Source organism: Patiriisocius marinistellae (assembly GCF_009014635.1).
In the GTDB taxonomy this organism is placed as follows: Bacteria; Bacteroidota; Bacteroidia; order Flavobacteriales; family Flavobacteriaceae; genus Patiriisocius; species Patiriisocius marinistellae.
The window spans coordinates 1-23,944 of the sequence record NZ_BKCF01000006.1 but is presented as its reverse complement, the minus strand read 5'-3'; the positions used below and the strand labels follow the sequence as shown (position 1 = coordinate 23,944).

14 protein-coding genes are annotated in these 23,944 nt (G+C 34.6%); 6 read left to right on the top strand and 8 right to left on the bottom strand.

What is annotated here, in order from left to right:
- Window positions 1–14: 14 nt before the first annotated feature.
- On the bottom strand, window positions 15–311 hold the full coding sequence (locus GB234_RS13410; protein WP_151895096.1) for a putative quinol monooxygenase: 297 nt from the start codon (window positions 309–311) through the stop codon (window positions 15–17).
- A gap of 9 nt (window positions 312–320) precedes the next feature.
- A complete protein-coding gene (locus GB234_RS13405; RefSeq protein ID WP_151895095.1) occupies window positions 321–1,151 on the bottom strand; it encodes an SAM hydrolase/SAM-dependent halogenase family protein in 831 nt (276 codons plus the stop codon).
- Window positions 1,152–1,260: 109 nt separating this feature from the next.
- On the opposite strand from GB234_RS13405, the gene GB234_RS13400 reads away from it, so the two are divergent.
- The 4 genes from GB234_RS13400 to GB234_RS13385 all read left to right on the top strand — a co-directional run bounded on the left by GB234_RS13400 (window position 1,261) and on the right by GB234_RS13385 (window position 13,366).
- Entirely contained in the window at window positions 1,261–2,217 is a 957-nt protein-coding gene (locus tag GB234_RS13400) for a PhoH family protein (RefSeq protein ID WP_151895094.1), read from the top strand.
- A 139-nt stretch (window positions 2,218–2,356) separates the two neighbouring features.
- A complete protein-coding gene (locus tag GB234_RS13395) occupies window positions 2,357–2,773 on the top strand; it encodes a hypothetical protein (RefSeq protein WP_151895093.1) in 417 nt (138 codons plus the stop codon).
- 73 nt (window positions 2,774–2,846) lie between these two features.
- The gene (locus tag GB234_RS13390; protein WP_151895092.1) at window positions 2,847–3,794 is read left to right on the top strand and encodes a phosphoribosylaminoimidazolesuccinocarboxamide synthase; all 948 of its coding nucleotides are present in this window, start codon (window positions 2,847–2,849) and stop codon (window positions 3,792–3,794) included.
- Window positions 3,795–4,177: 383 nt separating this feature from the next.
- Window positions 4,178–13,366: a choice-of-anchor Q domain-containing protein gene (locus GB234_RS13385; RefSeq protein ID WP_151895091.1), complete on the top strand. Its 9,189-nt coding sequence runs from the start codon at window positions 4,178–4,180 to the stop codon at window positions 13,364–13,366.
- Between the two features lie 328 nt (window positions 13,367–13,694).
- Here GB234_RS13385 and GB234_RS13380 read toward each other — a convergent pair whose 3' ends face one another.
- Window positions 13,695–14,951 carry an acyloxyacyl hydrolase gene (locus GB234_RS13380; protein ID WP_151895090.1) on the bottom strand — a complete coding sequence of 419 codons (1,257 nt, stop codon included), beginning with the start codon at window positions 14,949–14,951 and terminating at the stop codon, window positions 13,695–13,697.
- 244 nt (window positions 14,952–15,195) lie between these two features.
- Here GB234_RS13380 and GB234_RS13375 point away from each other — a divergent pair, with 244 nt between their 5' ends.
- Window positions 15,196–16,569 carry an alanine/glycine:cation symporter family protein gene (locus GB234_RS13375; RefSeq protein ID WP_151895089.1) on the top strand — a complete coding sequence of 458 codons (1,374 nt, stop codon included), beginning with the start codon at window positions 15,196–15,198 and terminating at the stop codon, window positions 16,567–16,569.
- Here GB234_RS13375 and GB234_RS13370 read toward each other — a convergent pair.
- The 5 genes from GB234_RS13370 to GB234_RS13350 form a co-directional block, all read right to left on the bottom strand.
- Window positions 16,566–17,516: a hypothetical protein gene (locus tag GB234_RS13370; RefSeq protein ID WP_151895088.1), complete on the bottom strand. Its 951-nt coding sequence runs from the start codon at window positions 17,514–17,516 to the stop codon at window positions 16,566–16,568. The genes GB234_RS13375 and GB234_RS13370 overlap by 4 nt on opposite strands.
- Window positions 17,517–17,519: 3 nt before the next feature.
- Window positions 17,520–18,953 (bottom strand): MBOAT family O-acyltransferase, encoded by a 1,434-nt coding sequence (locus tag GB234_RS13365; RefSeq protein WP_151895087.1) that lies wholly within the window; start codon window positions 18,951–18,953, stop codon window positions 17,520–17,522.
- Between the two features lie 80 nt (window positions 18,954–19,033).
- The gene (locus tag GB234_RS13360; protein ID WP_151895086.1) at window positions 19,034–20,419 is read right to left on the bottom strand and encodes a hypothetical protein; all 1,386 of its coding nucleotides are present in this window, start codon (window positions 20,417–20,419) and stop codon (window positions 19,034–19,036) included.
- A 173-nt stretch (window positions 20,420–20,592) separates the two neighbouring features.
- Window positions 20,593–21,663 (bottom strand): DNA topoisomerase IB, encoded by a 1,071-nt coding sequence (locus GB234_RS13355; RefSeq protein ID WP_151895085.1) that lies wholly within the window; start codon window positions 21,661–21,663, stop codon window positions 20,593–20,595.
- A 114-nt stretch (window positions 21,664–21,777) separates the two neighbouring features.
- Window positions 21,778–22,863: a M42 family metallopeptidase gene (locus tag GB234_RS13350; RefSeq protein ID WP_151895084.1), complete on the bottom strand. Its 1,086-nt coding sequence runs from the start codon at window positions 22,861–22,863 to the stop codon at window positions 21,778–21,780.
- Between the two features lie 114 nt (window positions 22,864–22,977).
- Between GB234_RS13350 and GB234_RS13345 the strand changes: the two genes are divergently transcribed.
- Window positions 22,978–23,679, top strand: coding sequence for a DUF4294 domain-containing protein (locus tag GB234_RS13345; protein WP_151895083.1), 702 nt, complete (start codon window positions 22,978–22,980; stop codon window positions 23,677–23,679).
- Window positions 23,680–23,944: the final 265 nt, after the last annotated feature.

Below are 23,944 nucleotides of genomic sequence, written 5' to 3'. Positions count from 1 at the left end.
TATTGTTTAATTTACTATATGCCGGAAAAAAGCGTGTCAACGCTCCAAGCCGCTGCTTTAGAACGAAACATAGGTTTTGTTGTTGCCCAAACACCTTTAAAAAGTTCGCTATTTCTATAATTCTCTAAGGCATTTTCTTCTTCCCATTTACTATAGGTAAAGAAAATAGTTGGATCTCTTTTGTCTCTATATAATTCTAGAAAAAGGCATCCTTTAAAATTTCTTATTTTATGTTTTACCGTTTCAAAATTTTCTAGAAATTGAGGAATTTTCTCCTCTTGAAACTCCATTTTAACAATACGTGTGAACATGTTTTATCCTTAATCAAATTTTACAACAATGGTATCTCTATATTCAAGTCCAAATAAAGAGGCTGCACTACCTACCGTAGCGGGATTGCTTTTATAAATAGAAAGTTCTAAATAGTTTGAACTATTCCATAATGCAATTTTTTTTCCATCTTCATCTCTTTTCTCTGCTGGCACATCAAAATTTATCGCATCACTATAGTGGCTGTGTATTTTTGTAAAACTTGCTCTACGAGCAGTAACTTTAAAATCCCTCCCTTTTCCTACATCTTCAAATGTGGCACGAGTGATATTGCTTATTACATTTCCGTAGTTATCAATATAAATAACAGTACCTATAATCTGCCCATTTTCAATATTTATAGCAGGTTTAACACCTGTAATTTGTTTAATAGTTTCAATCTTTTTACCAATAATTTCTAAAGTTCCACCTCGCGCTATGTGACATGCAACTTTTACAAAAACATCAAGTACTGGAAAATTAGTTACTATTTTATTGTGAATATTAATTTCAACTATTTTTTCTGGATTTATCTCATTAGCGAGCATAGAGATAATGCCGTTATTCGCACAGATAAAGTAATGTCCATCAAGTAAAACAGCAATGTGTTTGTTTTCTGGGTTGAGTTCACTATCAATACCTATTATATGTATGGTTCCAGGAGGAAAGCTATTATAAGCATTTTGTATTATATAAGCAGCTTCTGTGATATGAAATGGAGAAACAGAATGTGAGATATCAACAATTTTTACATCTGCTAATTCTGTATAAATAGCCCCTTTTACTGCACCCGCATAGTGGTCTTTCTCGCCAAAATCTGTAGTAAGCGTAATGATGGGCATAAAAATTGTTGATATTTTGTTTAAACTAGCAGTACAAAAATAAACTACTTTTAGAGGTATAAAAACTATATTTACACTATCTATATAATCTTATAAACACCTAGCGCTTTTGAACGAACTTATCATAGAATTAACTGAAATTAGCCCAAGAGAGTTTTTTGGTTTACAAAACTCTAATATTGACCTACTAAAAAAATACTTTCCTAAATTAAAAATAGTTGCACGAGGGAGTAAAATCAAAGCTTACGGCGATGAGGAAGTTTTAGAGCAGTTTGATAAAAAAATAACAATGCTATTAGAACATTATGTTAAGTATAATAAAATTGATGAAAATAGTATAGAGCGAGTATTAACAAGTAATAGTAAGGATGATTATGAAAGTGCGCCTGGTAGTAATCAGATTTTGGTGCACGGAGTGAGTGGAAAATTAATAAAACCACAAACGGCAAATCAAAGAAAACTTGTTGAGTTAATGCGAAAAAATGATCTTGTTTTTGCAGTAGGTCCAGCTGGTACAGGTAAAACCTACACAGGCGTTGCATTAGCTGTACAAGCTCTAAAGGCGAAGCAAGTTAAACGAATTATTCTTACAAGACCAGCCGTAGAAGCAGGGGAGAACCTTGGTTTTTTACCAGGCGATTTAAAGGAAAAGCTAGACCCTTACATGCAGCCATTGTATGACGGTTTACGTGATATGATTCCTGCAGAAAAATTAGAACAATACATTGAAAACGGAACCATACAAATTGCACCACTCGCATTTATGAGAGGGAGAACTTTAGACAATGCATTTGTAATTCTTGATGAAGCTCAAAACACTACCCATGCTCAAATGAAAATGTTTTTGACTAGAATGGGAAAAAGTGCCAAGTTTATGATTACGGGAGACCCAGGACAAATAGATTTACCTCGACGCGTAATTTCTGGTTTAAAAGAAGCCTTGCTTGTTTTAAAAGATACTGAAGGGGTTGGTATTGTATATTTAGATGACAAGGACATCATTCGTCATAAACTTGTAAAATCAATAATTGCGGCTTACAAGAGTATTGAAAATTTAGATTCTTAATAATTCTTCTTCGGAAATATATTAAATTCAAAAAATTGAGATGATTATAAATTGTAAAATTGAATCCATTAATTTGCAAAGAATAAAAAGTCAAAATTTACATTATATAAAAGAATATAAAATTAAATAGTTTTTAATTATGAAAAATACACTCGCATTTGTCGTCTTAGCATTTATTAGTTTAAATATATTAGGACAAGTTTCAAAATCAGAATCAACTACCTTTTTTGTAAACGTTTATTTGAATGAACAAAAGCATATTAGATTGGAAAATAATTTGGTAGATTTTGAAAAAGTAAATAATGATACAGCAAATTTAGTAAATGATCATCTCTTGAATTCAAATGCAGAGAATGTAAATGTAGTATACCGTATTTATGCAGATAAGACATTATCAAAAGATTTTATAAAAATGGTTGATCAAAAAATGCTCGATGGTTATAATAAAAATGCAAGCAGTATGCACTTTCTTTTAGAAAATCAAAAAATAAATTTAAATGTCCCCAATTGGTTTCAAAAATTAGAAGCTGTCAACCTTGAAAAAATTAAAGGATAAAAAATAAATCTTCAAAAAAGGTTATGACTTTATAAAAGTCAAATACTAAACGTCAAACGCTTAAAGATATTCAATGAACACCATTATTAAAACCAACTTTAATTTTCCAGGTCAAAAAAAAGTCTATCACGGTAAAGTACGCTCTGTATATACCTTAGATAATAATCAATTATTAATGGTAGCGACAGACCGGTTGAGTGCGTTTGATGTTGTAATGCCAAAAGGAATACCATATAAAGGACAAATTCTAAATCAGATTGCTACAAAAATGATGAAGGAGACTGAAGATTTGGTCCCAAATTGGTTAACCGCAACACCAGACCCTAATGTTGCAATTGGTGAAGCATGCGAACCTTTTAAGGTGGAAATGGTAATTCGTGGTTATATGAGTGGGCACGCAGCAAGAGAATATAAGGCAGGTAAAAGAATATTGTGCGGTGTTGCAATGCCAGAAGGGATGAAAGAGAATGATAAATTTCCTACTCCAATTATTACACCCGCTACTAAAGCCGAAATGGGTGACCACGATGAGGATATCTCTAGAGAAGATATTTTGAAAAAGGGTATTGTTAGTGAAGAAGATTATATTGTTTTAGAAGATTACACTCAAAAGTTATTTGAAAGAGGAACTGAAATAGCTGCTTCTCGTGGGTTAATATTAGTTGACACTAAATACGAGTTTGGAAAAACAAAATCTGGTAAGATTGTGTTAATCGATGAAATTCATACTCCAGATTCTTCACGCTATTTTTATGAAGATGGGTATCAAGAACGTCAACTCAAAGGAGAAGGACAAAAACAATTATCAAAAGAGTTTGTGCGTCAATGGCTTATTGCAAATAATTTTCAAGGATTAGAAGGACAACCAGTACCTGAAATGAGTGATGACTATATAACAACAGTTTCAGAACGTTATATTGAACTTTATGAAAATATAACTGGTGAGCATTTTATTAAGGCTGATGTTTCAAATATTGAAAGTCGCATTGAGAAAAATGTTGCGAGTTATTTAACAAAATAGGCAATACACTAATTAAAATTTCTTCATTTTAATTACAAGTTTAAAGCACTTCTCATTTCCGAAGAAAACCACTTTTTTTAAATTAGGAAACTATTAAGAGTATTAAGCTTAGTTGTTAATATATTAACAATAAACATTAGATTCGTCTAATAGATAATATTGTAAGTTAATAATTTTTTTAAATTATTTTATACTTTTTTTAGGAAGATAAAATTTCTTTTAAAGCCTTACCCTAGTTACTTACTTCCATTATTTTTTCTTAAAAATCATTTCTTAATTATTTGTTAAATATCTCAATTATAGATGTTTTAACATAATTTAAGAAACCAAACTATTGATTTCAACGTAACTTTTCCATAGAACATTAATCAAAAAACTACACTATGAGAAACACCACTACTCGAAATCTTTTCTTATCGATTTCTTTTTTACTAACGACATTCTTGTCATTTGGTCAAGTTACCAATGGCAATGACGCTGGTCCTGGTTCATTGCGTGAAGCAATAACCAATGCCAATGCGAACCCAGGACCAGATACTGTCTCAATAGGATTATTTATAAATCCTACTTTGACTTCTGGTGCTATTGATATTACAGATGATTTGACTATAACTGCTTTTGGTAGTACTATTAGCGGGTCGAATAATAGCAGAATTTTTACTATAACTAATGCTGGTAATGTTGCTATTACTAACGTTACATTTATTAATGGTGTTGCAGACAATGGTGGAGCTATTTATAGTGAAAATACTTCACTTGATATTAATGGATCTTCATTTAATGATAATACGGCAAATGGTGCACCAGGAAGTGGAGGAGCAATTTTTAATACTGGTACAGGTATTTTGGATATTAACGGTGGTTCTTTTAGAAGAAATACTGCAACTAGAGCAGGTGGCGCTATTGAGATTCAATCTAGTGATAATTTAATTGTTGCTGGAAATACTGTGTTTTTAACTAATACAGTTACAGGGCCTCCTGGTAATGGAGGAGCAATTCACATTACTGGTGCGGCATCTTCAACGTTATCTGCTAGATTTTTAAGAAATACAGCTGCTAATGAAGGTGGAGCTATATGGAATGGAACAGGAACTATGACGCTTTCAGGATGTGATATTGATGGAAATGTTGCTAGTGGAGCTTCAGCTGCTAACGGTGGTGGAGGTATATTTAATAATGGAGGAGATTTAATTGTAAATAATTTATTAGTTGGATTTGTACCTAGACTTACTCGTGTAATTAACAATGTAGCAAATGGAGCCTCTGGTTCTGGAGGTGGTCTTCACAGTAATGGTGGGTCAGTTACTATAACTAGTAACGGAGCATTACCTGCAAATAATATTATTTTTAGAGATAATCAAGCAATAAGAGCTGGTGGAGGTATTGAAATTTCAGGAGGTACTTTTGAAATGAACGATGTTATACTTGATGGAAATGATGCTGGTGTTACTTTAGGAGCAAATCCTGGTAATGGTGGTGGTCTTCACGTATCTGGAGCATCAAATGTTACTATGAATGGAGGTTTGGTATTGAATAACTCAGCTGTTGAAGGTGGAGGTCTTTGGAATGGTAATGGAATAATGACTATAAATTCGGTAAGTTTTGATGATAATGTTGCTATTGGTGGAACAACTGGTGGTGGTGGACTTTTCTCTATTGGAGGCGACCTTAATATAATAGACACAAATTTTAATAGAAACTTAGCAATTACAGGAGCAGCTTCTGGAGGAGCAATTTTTGCTGCTGCAAATACAAATGTTATTATAGATGGTGCACCTACTGGTGGTTTCTTTCAAGAAAACCAAGCCAATAGAGCTGGGGGAGCAATTGAAATGTCTGCTGGAGGAAATTTAAGTATTATAAATTGTGATTTGGGTAATAATATCGCAAATGGTGGAATGGCACCAGGTAACGGAGGAGCAATCCATTTAACTGGAGATGCAAATGCGACTATAACAGATTCTAACGTTGCAGCAAATACAGCTGTTGAAGGTGGAGGTCTATGGAATGGTGTAGGAACAATGACTGTAGCTAATTCTACAATTAATTCAAATACTGCTACAGGAACAGATGCTAACCAAGGTGGTGGTGGAATCTATAATGCAGGTGGTACACTTTTAATTAATTCAGGCTCAACTGTAAATAACAATCTTGCAATTCAAGGAAGTGCATCTGGTGGAGGAATTTTAAGTGAAGCAGGTGATGTAACAATTTCAGACATTGGAACTCAAGTAGTAAATAACGTAGCTAACAGAGCTGGTGGTGGAATAGAGATAATTGTAGGTTCTTTAACTACAAATGATATTGACCTTAGTAATAACAATGCAGGTAATGCACCTGCAACAGCTGCACCAGGTAATGGTGGAGGTTTACACGTATCAGGGATTGCTACAATTGCAATTAATGGTGGTAATGTAGAAAATAATACTGCTGCCCAAGAAGGTGGAGGATTATGGAATCAAGCAGGTTCTTCAATGGTTCTTAACAATCCAAATATAAATAATAATACAGCAAGCGGCGCAGCTGCTACTCATGGTGGTGGTGGTGTCTTTAATAACGGAGGTACGCTTGATGTAATCAATTCAACTTTAGATGGAAACGTTGCTGACGGAACTGCTGGTTCTGGTGGTGGTTTATTAAGTAATGGAGGAATTGTAACAATGGATGGTACAGTTGTTACAAATAATGTATCCAATCGAGCAGGTGGAGGTATAGAAATTTCTGGCGGAAATTTAACAACAACAAATATTACGTTAAATACAAATACAACAAATACTGCACCAGGAAATGGTGGAGGACTTCACGTAGGTGGGGGAGCAGACTCAACAATTACTGGAGGTACAGTCGATGGAAACATTGCAGGTAGTGAAGGTGGAGGATTATGGAATAGTGGCGGAACAATGAATGTTGATGGTGCTGCTATTATAAATAACGTTGCAAACGGTGCTGCCGCTGAGAATGGTGGTGGAGGTATTTACAATGATGGAGGAACATTAATTGTTTCGCCAGCTACAACAATCTCAGGAAATTCTGCTGCAGGGGCCGCTGGTTCTGGTGGAGGTATTCTCAACGAAGTACCGGGAGTACTTATGATTGATGGTGTAACACTTTTAAACAATACGGCAAATAGAGCAGGTGGTGGATTAGAAATACGTTCAGTTGCAGGAGACTCTTTTGTGTTTGATAATTTAACGTTTGATGCTAATACAGCTAATGGAGGTACTGCCCCTGGAAACGGTGGTGGATACCATATTTCGGGACCTGGAGATACAACATTCACAAATGCTACAGTAACAAATAATACTGCTGTTGAAGGTGGAGGATTATGGAATGGAGGAGGAGTAATGACTGTTACAAATTCACAAATTAATAATAATGAAGCTAACGGAGCATTACCAGAGCAAGGAGGTGGTGGTATTTATAATGAAATGGGAACATTAATTGTTGACGGAACTACTTCAATAGATGGTAATAATGCAACTGGAGCAGCTGGTTCTGGTGGAGGTATTCTTACTAACGAAGGAGTACTTACTGTTGATGGAATTACAATTTCAAACAACACAGCTAATAGAGCTGGTGGTGGTATTGAAGTTCGTTCTCAAGCAGGACAAGCTTATGCTTTTGATAACTTAACGTTAAATGCTAATATAGCAAACGGTGGTACTGCCCCAGGAAATGGTGGTGGTTATCATATTTCAGGAGCTGGAGATACAACATTTACAAATGCTACAGTAACAAATAACACTGCTGTTGAAGGTGGTGGATTATGGAATGGTACAGGAACTATGAATCTAACAGGTTCAAATACAATAAGTAATAATACTGCAACAGGTGATGCCCCAGAACAAGGTGGTGGAGGTATCTACAATGATGGAGGAACTTTAAATACACAAGGAGATTTATTTACTGGATTTGCTGATATCTTCGGCAATATGGCAACTGGAACATCTGGTTCTGGTGGAGGTATTTTAAGTACAGCAGGAACAGTAGAAGTAGCTGGAGCTTTTATTACTAGTAATGGAGCAAATCGCGCAGGTGGTGGTATTGAGATTATTGATGGTGTTGCAAACATTATTAATGTTAACCTTAGTAACAATGACGTAAACGGAATCGTAACAGGTGGTACAGCTAATCCAGGAAATGGTGGAGGTATTCACGTAACTGGAAATGGAGCTACGGTATCATTTAGTGGTATTGCTCTTGCAAATTCTGCAGCCAGTGAAGGTGGAGGATTATGGAACAATGGAGGTACGATGAATATTTTAACACCTGCAGCAGGAGGCTTATTTGCTGATACATTTATTGATCAAAATATAGCTTCAGGAGATGATGCTACCAACGGTGGTGGTGGAATTTTTAATAACGGTGGTACACTTGATGTTGCTAGTGGAACAAACATTGTAAATAATGTTGCTGATGGAACTGCTGGTTCTGGTGGTGGTATTCATAGTACAGGTGGAGATATTACATTATCAGAAGTAATAATAACAAATAATACATCGAATAGAGCAGGTGGAGGTATTGAGATTGCTGGAGGTACATTAACTACTACAGATATAACTCTTAATGCAAATATTACAAACACGGCACCTGGTAATGGTGGTGGACTTCACGTAGGTGGAGGTGCTAATTCAGATATTACTGGTGGAACTGTAGTTGGAAATACTGCAGGTTCAGAAGGTGGTGGACTTTGGAATAGCACAGGAACTATGAATGTAACTGGAGTTACAATTACAGGAAATACAGCAAGTGGAGCAATGGCCGAAAACGGTGGTGGAGGAATCTACAACGATGGCGGAACATTAAACGTAGATGCTACAACCTTAATAGACTCAAATGTTGCTGACGGAGCTGCCGGTTCTGGTGGTGGTATTTTAGGTAATGGAGGAGATGTAACCTTAACAGGAACTACAATAACAAATAATACATCAAATAGAGCAGGTGGAGGTATTGAGATTGCTGGAGGAACATTAACTACTACAGATATTATTCTTAATACAAATATTACAAATTCAGCGCCTGGTAATGGTGGTGGACTTCACGTAGGTGGAGGTGCTAATTCAGATATTACTGGTGGAACTGTAGTTGGAAATACTGCAGGTTCAGAAGGTGGTGGACTTTGGAACAGTACAGGAACGATGAATGTAACTGGAGTAACAATTACAGGAAACACAGCAAGTGGAGCAATGGCCGAAAACGGTGGTGGAGGAATCTACAACGATGGCGGAACATTGAATATAAATACAGGTACATCTATAGCTAATAATTTAGCAACTGGAACTTCTGGTTCTGGTGGTGGTATTTTATCTACCGCAGGAGATGTTACGATTGCAGATATTACAATTTTTCAAAACAGTGCCAATAGAGCAGGTGGAGGAATTGAAATTATTGATGGTAATTTAACATTAAATGGAACTTCAGTTTCAATTAATGATGTAAATGGTACAGCAGGTACTCCAAATCCAGGTAATGGTGGAGGAATACACATATCTGGTGTAGCAACAACAATTATTAATGATGGTACCGTTTCAGCAAACCAAGCTTTTAATCAAGGTGGTGGATTATGGAACCAAGCTGGAAGTGTGATGAATGTTTTTAATACTATGGTTAATATTAACACTGCAGTAAGTGGTGAAGGTGGAGGTGGTATTTATAACAACGGAGGTAACCTTGGCGTTATTGATGGTACTATTCAATCTAACACGGCAACTGGAGTATCTGGTTCTGGTGGAGGTATTTTGAGTACAGATGGATTGGTATCTGTTATTAATGGAATGATTGATAATAATGCTGCTAACCGTGCTGGTGGAGGTATCGAAATTGTAATAGGTACTTTGAATATGACAGGAACTTCATTAATCACAAATAGTGTAGATGGATTTGCAGGAACACCTAACCCAGGTAATGGTGGTGGTATTCACGTATCTGGTGCTGCGATAGTAAATGTAACAGATGCAGAAATTACTGGAAACGATGCTGCGAGTGAAGGTGGCGGATTATGGAACCAAGTAGGAGCTACAATGATAGTTGATGGTTCAACGATGATGACTAATGCTGCTGGCGGAGACGACGCAACTAATGGTGGTGGAGCAATCTTCAATAATGGTGGTACGTTGATGGTACAAAACAGTTCAACAATTGACAACAATACTGCAACTGGAACATCTGGTTCTGGTGGAGGAATTCAAAATGTGGACGGAGGATCTGTAACTGTCAATAATTCAACAATTACAAATAACTCAGCTAATAGAGCAGGTGGTGGTATAGAAGATAATTCTTTAACGAGCCCTGGAACAATTACTTTGTTTAATGTAACATTAGATAGTAATACAGTAGGTAACGCCCCTGGAAATGGAGGTGGACTTCATATTACTGGACCAGGTAATGCGTCAATTACAAATGGTACTGTAAACTCGAATACAGCAACTGCAGAAGGTGGTGGACTTTGGAACGGAAGTGGAAATATGACCGTAACAGGAACAACAATTGATGCTAACACAGCAAGTGGAGCAGATGCAGACCAAGGTGGTGCTGGTATATTTAATGAAGGGGGTACACTGGTTGTTGATAATGCAACAATAACGAATAACATTGCTGACGGAGCTGCTGGTTCTGGTGGAGGTATCTTAAATAATTTGGGTACACTTACGGTAACAAATTCTGAAATCAACAATAACACATCTATGCGTGCTGGTGGAGCAATTGAAGAAGTTGCAGTAGCAGGAAGTTTATTAACTGTAACTGATACAGACTTTGATGGTAATGCAACAGCGTCAAGTCCAGGTAATGGTGGAGCAATCCATATTTCTGGCCCTGGAGATGCAAACATAACTGGAGGTGTAGCAAGTAATAATACTGCTTCTCGCGAAGGTGGTGCTTTTTGGAACAATGTTGGAATAATGAATGTTGATGGAACCGTATTTACTGCAAACGTAGGAAGCGGACCAGACGCAAATAATGGTGGTGGTGCAATGCATAACCAAGGTGGTACTTTGATAGTAATAAATGCTACAGTTAATAATAACGTTGCAGATGGAGCCGCTGGTTCTGGTGGTGGTATTCTAAATAATTTGGGAACTTTAACAGTAACCTCATCATCTTTTAACGGAAATACATCAATGCGTGCTGGTGGTGCGATTGAAGATAACTCTGTTGCAGGAAACACTTTAACATTAACTGATGTTGATTTTGACGGAAATGCGACAGCATCTAGTCCAGGTAATGGTGGAGCACTTCACATTACTGGACCTGGAGATTCGACAATTACAGGTGGTACAGCAAATAATAATACTGCTTCTTCAGAAGGTGGAGCATTTTGGAATAATGCTGGAATTATGACTGTTGACGGAACATCATTTGATGCAAACGTTGCAAGTGGTACAGATGCAGACCAAGGTGGTGGAGCTTTATTTAATGAAGCAGGAACTATTACTGTTACTAATGCTATATTTAATAATAATGTTGCTGACGGAGCTTCTGGTTCTGGTGGTGCAGTGTTAAATAATTTAGGTGTTTTGACAGTTTCTGGCTCACAATTCAATGGTAATACATCAATGAGAGCTGGTGGAGCAATTGAAGAAGTTGCTATAGCAGGAAGTTTATTAACTGTAACTGATACAGATTTTGATGGTAATGCAACAGCTACTAGCCCAGGTAATGGTGGAGCAATTCATATTTCTGGTGCTGGTGATGCTACGATAAACGGCGGTACTGCCAGTAATAACACAGCTTCTGCTGAGGGTGGTGCTTTCTGGAATAACGTAGGAACAATGAATGTTGATGGAACTACTTTTACAGCAAATGTTTCAAGTGGAGCAGATGCTGACCAAGGTGGTGGAGCAATGTATAACCAAGGAGGTACTATGACAGTAACAAATGCAACTTTTAACGATAATGTTGCTGATGGAGCTTCTGGTTCTGGTGGAGGTATCTTAAATAATCAAGGTACATTAACTGTAACTGAAACTACATTAACTGGTAACAGGTCAAATAGAGCAGGTGGAGCTATTGAAGATAACTCTGTTGCTGGAAATATGTTAACATTAACAAATGTTACAATGACTGCAAATGAAGCTGGTTCAGCTCCTGGAAATGGTGGTGGATTACATATTACAGGCCCTGGTGACTCAACAATCACTGGAGGTTCTGCAACATTAAATGTTGCTGCAAGCGAAGGTGGTGGATTATGGAATGGTTCAGGTTCTATGGTAGTTTCAAATATGACTATCGATGGAAATGAAGCACAAGGTGCAGCTGCAGATAATGGTGGTGGTGGAGTCTTTAATAATGGAGGAACACTTTCATTAGATGAGACAACCACGATAACAAATAACTTAGCAACTGGAGCCGCTGGTTCTGGAGGTGGTTTATTTACTACGGCTGGAGATGTTACAATCTCAGGGACATCATTTACTAGCAACTCAGCAAATAGAGCTGGTGGTGCAATTGAAATGATTGAGGGTAACCTAGATATTTCAGATAGTAACATTTCAGAAAACGATGTAGATGGTGGAGCAGGAACGCCTGCGCCAGGTAATGGTGGAGCAATACATGTAACTGGTACAAATGGAACAGTTACAATTGATAATGCTTTATTTTCAGATAATGCTGCTGCTGCTGAAGGAGGTGCATTATGGAATCAAAACGGAAACGTAATGACCGTAACAACTACTACAGTTGATGGTAATAGTGTTTCTGGTACTGCTGCTGCAAATGGTGGTGGAGGTGTTTACAATAATGGAGGTACATTAAATATTTCTACTTCAACAATTTCAAATAATACGTCTGCTTCACGTGGAGGTGGTATTGTAGTTGATGGTGGTGATGGACTTTTATTAACAAGTACTGTTTCTGGAAACACAGCTGTCGATGGTGGAGGTATTTTTACAGATTCTGGGTATGAAGTTAATGCTTCAACAATTGCTACAAACTCTGCATCTAATAATGGTGGAGGTGTATTTGGTAATGGTGATGTGTTCTTTAAAAATACAATCATTGCTTTAAATACAGCAAACACAGGAACTGATGTTGCAGGACCTAATGTATTTTCTAATGATTATAACTTGATTGGTACTGATGATGCAAATGCATTTCCAGAAGCTGCTAATGATATTGAAGAGACTGACCCTATGTTAGGACCACTTCAAGACAATGGTGGTGTTACTGAAACGCATGAACTATTAGAAGGAAGTCTTGCTTACAATGCAGGTGACCCAGCAGATAATTTTAATGATCAAATTGATCAAGCTGTATTTGAAGGAAGACGTGATATAGGAGCTTTTGAAGCACAAACTATTTTATTGGCTATCGATGATATTCAAACAAATGGTAGCGGTATAGTGATTTATCCTAACCCATCTTCAGGAAATGCAACAATCAAGATTCCTCAGGAATTTGGAACTCAGATTAATGTAACTGTTATTGAACTTGGATCAGGTAAAATTGTACAGCAATTACAAATGACTGCAGGTTCACAATCATTAGATTTTAATTCACTATCAGATGGTGTGTATGTAATCAATGTAGTTTCAGGAAATTCTGTATCTACTCACAGATTGATACTTGCTAGATAATAGTATAATTTAAATTGTTAATTAGATAAAGTCCCTTTCGGTAAAACGGAAGGGACTTTTTTATTTTAATTCAGAAATGTAAAGGATATTATATTGATTACTGTTGTTGTTAAAATTGTAAATACAAATTATGAGGATATTTAATTTTTAGAAAAAGAAATAAATAGTAAAATCTATTAGACTAAAATTTATCTTTAGAGTAAAGCAAAGGCATTTAATGTAATGGTATGTATAATTAGTTTGAAAGCAAAACTTTGTAGCATTCGGACAATTGTAATACTTGAGGCAAATAGAAGTTTATAACACAGGTTAAAAATAGGAATTTTGCCTAATTTCCGAAGTTATATACATACCCAAAACTTACTTCACTAAAATCTGCTTGCCCAAGATTACTGTTAAGGTGAGCGCCAATAAAAATATTATGTTGAGGTTGTTTGGTAGTTCCTATAAAGTAATATTTTGCCCCTATGCGGCTTGAAATTCTATGTTTTAATTTAAACTTTGTATTGAACTCTCCTAGCATCCAACTTTCTGGGATTTCTCTTGGGGTATTATCCCAACCTTCATTAATTCGGTAGTCAATTTTGTAACCGGGTTTATGAAAATTATAGCCTATCTGCACTGCAATCCCCACATGATTTAAAAGCACTTCGCCGTTTATGGCTACTGAAATATTTGAAGCATTCCATACAGGGTGTTCTTTAAAGTCCTCAAATTCTCGACCATGCTGGACTAAAGATTCATTACCATTTATATAATCGTAATAATGCTCGTAAAAACGATAATTTAATCCTAACCCCACTTTCCAAGTATTATTATAGACTTTACCATATTCAGCACTAAAAGAATACACTTCTCTATTATCATTGAAAGCCAGTGCGAGAACATTCCAACCTAGTCCGCCACGAAGAGTGAAGTAAGAATAACTTGAATGCTCAACTATTTTTTTAGGAATAGGAATATTTTCTTCTGAAATTTTAAACGGATTATTAATCGCTGCCGAAAGGCTTAATAGAAAAGAATTATATCCTTGATTGTCTAGTTTTGTATGCCCGTTTGAATGATGTGAATACCCTATGCCTATATTCCAATCAAGTGATTGTGTTTTTAAAAAATTATAATTTAAAAATAACCTGAATGCCCAAGTATAATCTGTTGTTACAGCTCTATTATTAGGATTTGTAATAGGGTCGTAGTTTTTGGTAAAATAAGAGGCACCCATTCCAGTAGTTACAGAAAATCGTTCACTACCAAAAGCATTAAATTGAATTTGAGGAATTACTGTTATAGCAACACCTAAACTATCTAAATTACCAAAATCTGAAATACCAAAACCAATTCCTGTTCTTAATCCTTTAATGCGTTGTGCCCATTCTTGCGGATTATTTTTATGGTTACGCCCTAATGTAATGAGTAGTTGTTTATGTAAATCTGTTTCTGGAAAACCATCATTTGCAGGAGCTGTAATACCAGTTAAAACTTCGGGAGTAATTGTAAAAGCAGACTTTTTCCATAGTCTTGTTTCTTGTCCTATTAGTGATAGTGGAATGGATATGATTAATATAAGTAGTAGTTTTTTCTTCATGAGTTACAAATAAAAGGAAAAAGTGTAGAATGAAAAATAGAAAAATAGAATAGAAATAATGAAAATTTAAAAGTTCTTGTTTTTTAAACTTTGGATGGTTTAGCTTTGCTGGATTAAAGTGGTTGGGTTAATTGAAAACATAATGATTCAGTTTTTACAATTCATTTGAATACTGTTTAAATTATAAGCCTCTCTAATTATCTAACAATACCTATATTTTAAAATCAAATTTAAATTTCCGAAGATGTTTAAAAGTATTGATACATTTATTGCAGACATAGCCTCATTTGCTTGGGGTTTACCTTTATTGTTATTGCTAATAGGGGGCGGAATTTATTTATTAGTCCGTATTAAATTTATGCCATTTTTGTTTCTTGGGCATGCATTTGCTGTGTTAAGAGGGCGCTATGATAATGAGACTGATGATGGGGAGATTAGTCATTTTCAAGCTCTGACTACTGCTTTGTCTTCAACAATAGGGATGGGAAATGTAGCAGGTGTTGCCGTAGCTATTGCTATAGGTGGGCCAGGGGCAGTATTCTGGATGTGGGTAAGTGCGGTCATTGGAATGTCAACAAAATTTTTCACGGCAACATTAGCTGTTTTATATCGTGGAAAAGATGACGCTGGTAATATACAAGGAGGTCCTATGTATGTTATCACGGAGGGTCTTGGCAAGCGATGGAAATTCCTTGCTGTGTTTTTTAGCTTGTGTGGTCTTGTGGGAGCGCTACCAGTTTTTAATGTAAATCAACTAACGCAAGCTTTAAATGATATAATTATAAAACCTGCTGGATTATTTTCGGGGTTTGAGAGTAACTTAGTTATAGGTATTGTTCTAGCTGTAATTACAGGAATTGTAGTTTTGGGTGGACTTTCAAGGATTAGTAAAACTGCAAGTAGGCTAGTGCCAGCAATGGTTGTACTTTATTTAATTATGGTTATGATTATTTTAGGGAGTCACATTTCTGAAGTGCCAAAATACATTTCGCTCATCTTTACAGATGCTTTTTCGGCTTCATTTTATAAAGGAGATACTTTTTTAGGAGGTGTTGTTGGAGGTTTAATTTTACTAGGTATTCGTCGTGGTGCATTCTCAAATGAAGCAGGCATAGGTATGGCGCCTATGGCTCACGGTGCAGCAAAAACAAACGAACCCGTTAGAGAAGGACTTGTTGCTATGCTTGGCCCTGCGATTGACACGCTTTTAATTTGTACGTTGACAGCACTAGCTATCTTAGTAACTGGTGTTTGGCAGACTAGTGAGGCAAATGGAGTTAGTTTAACGGTTACTGCGTTTGAAAATGGGATTGCGAGTTATGGTAAATACGCGTTAATGTTATGTATTGCAGTTTTTAGTATTTCCTCTCTATTTTCTTATTCTTACTATGGGACAAAGTGTATGTCTTTTTTGTTTGGAACTAAATATCAAGGGTACTATAATTATATTTATTTAGCAAGTATTATTCTTGGAGCGACTACCTCTTTGAGTATGATGATAAATTTAATTGATACATTTTTTGCAATGATGGCCATACCTACTATGTTAAGTACCATTATTTTAGCACCAAAGGTTATTGAAGCCACTAAGAAATATGTAGCAAAGCTGAAATTTTAATCATCCAAAACCTCTTGTTTTAAAAAGATGTTAAACATTTTTGTTAATTTTTCGGCACCTTTTGGGTTTAGATGATTTTCATTTTTAAAATCAGTTACTTTAAAATTAATCGTATCATCTTCAAGATTAAAAATAGACACATTTTTATAGGTCTGTTTTACTTTATTTAAAACAGAATCTCTTCTCCTTAATATATTAGGATTTCTTGCATTATTATATGTCGTATATGTGGGTATTGTAGCAATGATAACTTTTAACCCAGAAGAAGTGGCCTCTTCTATCATATTTTCAAAAAAGAATGTATTATACTTAAATGTTTCTGGAAGCTCCTTAGTTCTAATACTAAAATTATTTTTTTTGATTTTGCTAGTATCATAATTCAATACTTTAAAACTACCAGTATCATTTAACTCATTAAATCCATATTCATTAAGGGTAAACTGATTTTTAACGGGTTTTGAGATATAAAAATTATAGAGTTGTCTTGAAAATAAATCTGGGTTAGATATATAAATTAGTTTATCCTTAAAATAGGTATTCCTTTCATAAGCATTTACACCATAGTATTTAAGGTATACTGCATTTTTCCAAAATGTTTTATCATTATGTGGAATTTCTAAGTGTGCGTAACTTAGTTCAAAAACAACATATTTTAATTCTGGATATCTATCTTTTGTTTGTTTGAAAATAGCAAAATCTTCTCGGTGGTGTTGAGAGCCAGAAGCAAAATTTATAGCTGGAATGTCTATATATTTTATGTTAATCCCCCCTTGAATTTGTGAAGATCCGAGAAACATGATTTCAATTTTGTCTTTTTTGTTTTCACTTAATGCTCCAATTTTTGCATAAGTTGTAGGTAAATTTCTAGTAGTGTATTCAAATCCAACTAATACCACCACAACAGGGAGAAAAAACAAAAGACAATATGTGATGAATTTTTTCTGCATGGATTAGAATTGGAAATAAATAAATTGTTCTTTAGGACCCGGAAATCTAATGATGAGCAAAATAATACAATAATAAATTGTCCAGCGTACTGGTTTACTACATATTTTTTCTAGTTGGAATAGTGGATATGCCTTAAATCTAGTGAATACTTCGGCCAAGATTAGTAAAATTACAAATCCTATTTTCCACCCTATAATTAAAGAAAAATTTTCAGAAGGAATAAAAGAACCTATCCTTTTGATAATGCTAAATGCACCCTGAATATCATGTGCTCTAAAAAAAATGCAAGACGTCATTATCAAAGCAAAGCTGTAAATAACAGTTAAGGCAAGCGGTATTTTAGTCAAGAACATAATAAGATTAAAATTCTTTCCTTTTATTTTAAAAGGAATTCTTTCTATCGAAATTGTTATCGCTTGAAAAATCCCAAAAGCTATAAATGTCCATTTTGCGCCATGCCACAAACCAATTAAAGTCATCGAAATAAACAAAGCAATTGTTTTCCAAAAATAATTTCGGTTTGTATTTTTTATTATAGGACCATAAACATAGTCTGTAAACCATTTAGTGAGTGTTATGTGCCAGCGTTGCCAGAATTCAGATACACTGCGAGACAAATATGGAATATTAAAGTTTTTACTCAGTTTGAATCCAAAAAGTTTGGCAGTACCAATAGCTACATCACTATATCCTGAGAAGTCACAATAAATTTGGAAAAAAAATAGGGCAGAGGCATAGAGTAACGAAAGACTACCATAGTCTTCTGGAGATGCATAAATGGCGTTAACAACGACGGCAACATTATCTGCAACTACAATTTTTTTAAATAAACCCCATAATATTTGTCGTAAGCCTTCTTTAGAATTTTGAAAATCAAAAGTTCGGTCTTTTTTAAACTGAGGTAATAGCGCTCTAGCACGCTCAATAGGGCCGGCAACTAATTGCGGAAAAAAACTTACAAAGCAGAGAAACTCTAAAAGACTTTTTGAGGCTTTAATATTTTTTCGATAAACATCGATACTGTAACTCATTGTTTGAAATGTGTAAAAACTCAAACCAACAGGAATAATAACATTCCAAAAGTAATAATGATTAGCTGTTGGATTGTCTGTAAACAAGCCAACAAAATTATCTACAAAGAAACCGTAGTATTTAAAAACAAAGAGTACACCTAAATTCCAGAGCAGGCTCAACCATAAATATGACTTTCTTGCAACTTTAGAGGATGATGATTCAATTTTAATTGCAGCAAAGTAATCTATTAGCGAGCTTGCCAAAAGTAATCCAAGAAAGCGCCAGTCCCATATTCCATAAAAGAAATAACTTGCTGTTAATAATAAAAAATTTTGTGGAGTACGTCGTTTGCTACCTAAGCCCCAATAAAGCAGGTAAACAATAACAAGAAAAAGCCCAAAATCAAATGAGTTGAATAACACAGATGGATATTATTTTAACGCTAAGATAAAAAAAGCTCCCAATTTGGGAGCTTTTTTAATTTATAATAAATTTAATAAAACTAAATTCCTTTAACTTCAAAGTTATCAAAACCTGCGTAGTCATTACCACCGTTTTGTTTAACTCTAATAAGGAAACTTACTGTAGTAGTACCATCAGGAATAGAGATTGACTCTGTATTTTCTGCAGTAATACCACCACCATCAACACCATCTATTAATAATACAGTAGGTTGATCAACTCCATCAATAGTAACAATATATTCAACATCATCACCTCCATCAAAACCAACAACATCATAATCAAATGTAATCGTTACACTAGTTCTACCTGTAACATCAACATCAGCAAAGTCTAAAGTTGCAAATTGTGTAGTTCCACTAGGACTATTCAAATCCTGAACATAAAAAAAGTTTCCAACTACATTATAATCAATATTAGCAGCTGAACCTCCGGTTGTACCATCAGACGGTCCCCAAAAGTCATCACCACTAGCATTTGTGAAAAATGGCACATCGGTTGTAGTCATCCATACAGGTGCTGTTCCATCAAAATCTTCAACAGCCAAAATTGCTGGTGTTTGAGTACAAGCATTTACATCGCTTGAAAAAGTACCACTAATAGTACCATAACTAGTAGTTACCCATGTCCAAGCTCCATCAAAATCTGAACAGTCATTTCCTGCAGCAGTATCTTCATTGTTAAATAAGTGAGTACCATCCCAAGAGATAGAAGTTCCGCCTACAACATCAAACGAACCAAAAGTATCACATGAAGTTAAAACACCATTTTCAACACAATCTCCTTGAAGACCGTCACCTAAAAATTCTGTAGTACCTAACATTACTTGAGTTGCAATATCAAATACTTCATCTGGAGCTTCTGTAATTACCACATTAAAAGATTGCTCTAGTCCAGCCTCTAAGTTAGGGTGGTCTTGACATTCAATACATTGATATGTTCCTGTAATTGGAGAAATAGGTGCTCTATTAGTATGTTTTTTTACTAACGCATAAGAAGTAACGTTGTTTAAAGTTATGTTAGAAAACTCAACGTTTTCTCCATTGTCATTCATATTTAATACAAAAGAAAGTCCATTGCCATTAAATTGAACATCAACAACACCTTCATTTTCTGCTATTGCTCTATTTGCTACAGCGTTTATTACAGTACCATTATCTAACATTAATTTAGCTGTTGGATATTGTCCATAATAAGAAACAAATCCTGATGTTCCTGGCATAGTCATTTCAATTATACCTCTAGTTTGTGAATCTTCTGTAGTAAATACGCCTTTATAAATTCCAAGAATTGAATTTTGAGATGCTGTATCAAAAGCAAGCGCAATATCATTACTTGTTTGTAAATCGTTTTCAAGGGTTGTAGAATCCTTTTCGCAGGCATTTAAAAATAATGCAGCAACTGCGATAAATAATAATTTTTTCATATGAGGGTTTTAAATTTTGTGCAAATATAATTACTTAAGTGACTTTTAGTGTTAACCCTGTATTAAATGTTTAAATAAGTGAGTCAAAAACATCTAGTTATGGTAATTTTAAGATTTTAAGGGAAATTTAATGTTGAAAAAATACCAATCATTATTATATCAACTTGATAAAATTATATCTCAATAGTATATTTTTGATATATATTTAAAAGAGCTTGTTCGGCAGATGAAAAAAATAATGAATCACTTAAATTGTCTATTTCTTTAAATGCTTTTTTTATAATTCCATTTTCATAACAAGATACTATTGCCGGATGGACATAATATTTTTTACAAACATTAGGTGTATTTCCAAGTGCTTCAGATGTGATTTTAAAGGCTTTTTTTAAATTACTCTTAATTTCATCCTTATTATTAGTAAGTCCCAATTCTTTTAAAGTCATAAAAAATATTTTACTACCACTCCAAGTTCTAAAATCTTTAGCAGAGAAAAGTACTCCGCTAATTTCAGATATATAATCATTAACCATTCCGCTGTCAATGCTATGGTGATAATTATCTTGATCATAATATTGAAAGAGTTCCCACCCAGGGATCTCTTTACATTCTAATACTAATTTTTGAAGTTTTTGATCTTGAATTGAAATACTATGTTCTTTTCCTTTTTTACCAATAAAATGAAATCTTAAATCTTTGTTTTGAAGTTCTAAATGTTTAGTGCGCATGGTAGAAAGTCCGTAGGTTTTATTTCTTTTAGCATAGTACTCATTACCTATCCTTATGTGAGTTTCTTCCATCAATTTAATTATCAAAGCAAGGCACTTAAGTTTTGTCATAACTTCAGGCTCTAAGTCTTTTTCAACTTGTGCTCTAATTTTGGGAAGAACATTTCCAAAAGCTACCATTTTAAAAAACTTAGTTTCATTTCTAAATTTTGACCAACTAGGGTGGTAGCGATACTGCTTTCTATTTTTTTCATCTCTTCCCACAACTTGCAAGTGGCCATTAACAAGTGGTGTAATCCTTACATCTTTCCAAGCAGGAGGTATTACTAATCCTTTAAACCTTTTGATAGATTTTTTATCTTTTATTTTTATTTCATTTAGTGTGTAAAAAAATCCCCTACCATATTTATGCCTTTGTATTGTCAATTTATTATCAGTTATATAAATTAAATTAGCATATTTTGCAGCTTTAGCAGGATTTTTTAAAACAGATTTAATTTGAGTAATTGTCATATCCATGTATCAAAATTAGCTCAAATTGTTCCTAAAATTTCTTAACAAAAAGACAAAACCTTCTGAAATTTTAAAATTTCAGAAGGTTTTAAAAAAAACATTAACTTAATAAGTGTTTACTTAGTCAAAATAACTAAAAGTCTCACCATCTTTAATGTTTAATAATGTTTCATAGATAAGTTTAATAACGTTTTCTACATCATCTCTATGTACCATTTCTACAGTAGTGTGCATATAACGTAAAGGAAGTGATATTAAAGCAGACGCCACACCGCTACCGCTATATGCAAAAGCATCAGTATCTGTTCCTGTTGCTCTAGATAGTGCAGCTCGCTGGAACGGTATTTTTTTCTTTTCTGCTGTTTGTGTAATTAAGTCTCTTAATTTCTGTTGTACCGCTGGAGCATATGCAATAACAGGGCCTTGTCCTATTTCGGCTCTGCCTTGTTTTTTCATCTCAATCATTGGGGTAGAGGTGTCGTGCGTAACATCTGTAACAATAGCGACGTCTGGTTTTATACGTTCAGCAATCATCTGCGCCCCTCGTAATCCTATTTCTTCTTGAACCGAATTTGTAATATATAACCCAAATGGCAACTTCTTTTTATTCTCCTTTAAAAGCCTAGCAACTTCAGCAATCATAAAACCACCCATACGATTATCAAGAGCACGACATACAAATTTATCTTCATTTAAAATATGAAACTCATCTGGGTACGTAATAACACAACCTACGTAAACACCCATTTTTTCAACTTCTTCCTTATCAACCGCACCTATATCAATAAAAATGTTGTCTGGTTTAGGAGCTTCTTCTTTAGATTTATTTCGAGTATGTATTGCTGGCCACCCAAAAACTCCTTTAACAATTCCGTTATCAGTATGGATATTCACAATTTTTGAAGGAGCAATTTGGTGATCACTTCCTCCATTTCTTATAACATATAAAAGACCATTATCACTAATATAGTTAACATACCAAGAAATTTCATCAGCATGTCCTTCGATAACTACCTTAAATTTTGCCTTTGGATTTATAACCGCTACTGCAGTACCGTATGTATCAGTAATAAACTCATCCACATAGGGCTTTAAATAGTCCATCCACAGTTTTTGTCCCTCCCATTCATAACCAGTAGGGGCAGCATTATTTAAATAACTTTCTAAAAAATTAAGTGATTCTTTATTCAATATAGATTTCGCCATTGCGTTGTATTTATGTTCCTTTCAAAATTAAATAATTAAAGTGACGCGTCCATCGTAAAAGCTTTATTTTTGGAACGGTTTTAGCTTTCTTCGGAACGTATTAGTACCCTATTTATGAAAATAAACACCCCATACATACTTGTCTGTCTTCTATTAATAGGATTTTCATCCTTTGCTCAAAAGGAAAAAGATGGAGTATCCATTAAAAATGATTCTACCGAAATGTTTTATTACATGGTTAAAGGAGACTCTATTCCAAGAGAGTTTATAGATCTAGAAGAAATTGTATTACTCAATAAATTAAAGTTCAATAATAAAAAAGACCGAAGACGCTACCTTATATTAAGGAGAAAGACTCGCAAAGTATACCCATATGCTAAGTTAGCCTCAGAAAGGCTTACGACAATGACTGAGCGCCTAAAAACTATTGAAAAGAAGAGCGACCGAAGAAGATACACAAAACGAATTCAGAAGTATATAGAAGGAGAGTTTTCTGAAAAACTCAAAAAATTAACCCGCACGGAAGGCCAAATACTTGTAAAATTAATTCATCGTCAAACTGGCCACACCGCCTTTGAGTTAGTTAAAGAACTACGAACAGGGTGGAGGGCATTCTGGTATAATAATACTGCAAAACTTTTTGATATATCTATAAAAGAAGAATATCGTCCATTTGATGTTAAGGAAGATTATTTAATAGAAGATATATTAGAACGTTCCTTTCAAGCCGAAATATTAGAAAGGCAATCTCCAGCGTTTTCAATAGACTATCTTGAGTTATCTTCATACTGGAATAGTAAGTCTAAATTAGATTAAAGTTTTATTTGTGTACTTGACTTAAAAGCAGTACTTTAGAGTCCCCTAAAAATTTAGATGTCATCAAATAAATTATAGAGCTCCTTTGTCGTAACAAATAGTTTGAATGATACGTTTTTAAGCCATTTCAATGTTTAAGTCTCTGTGTTTATTTTGTTGGGTACTTTTTTATAATAATTTGGTATATATATATTAAGGTATAGATGTGATTTAACATTTGTTTTTGGTTAAGATCTGAGTTTCCAAACAGTTAAGAAAGGAATGA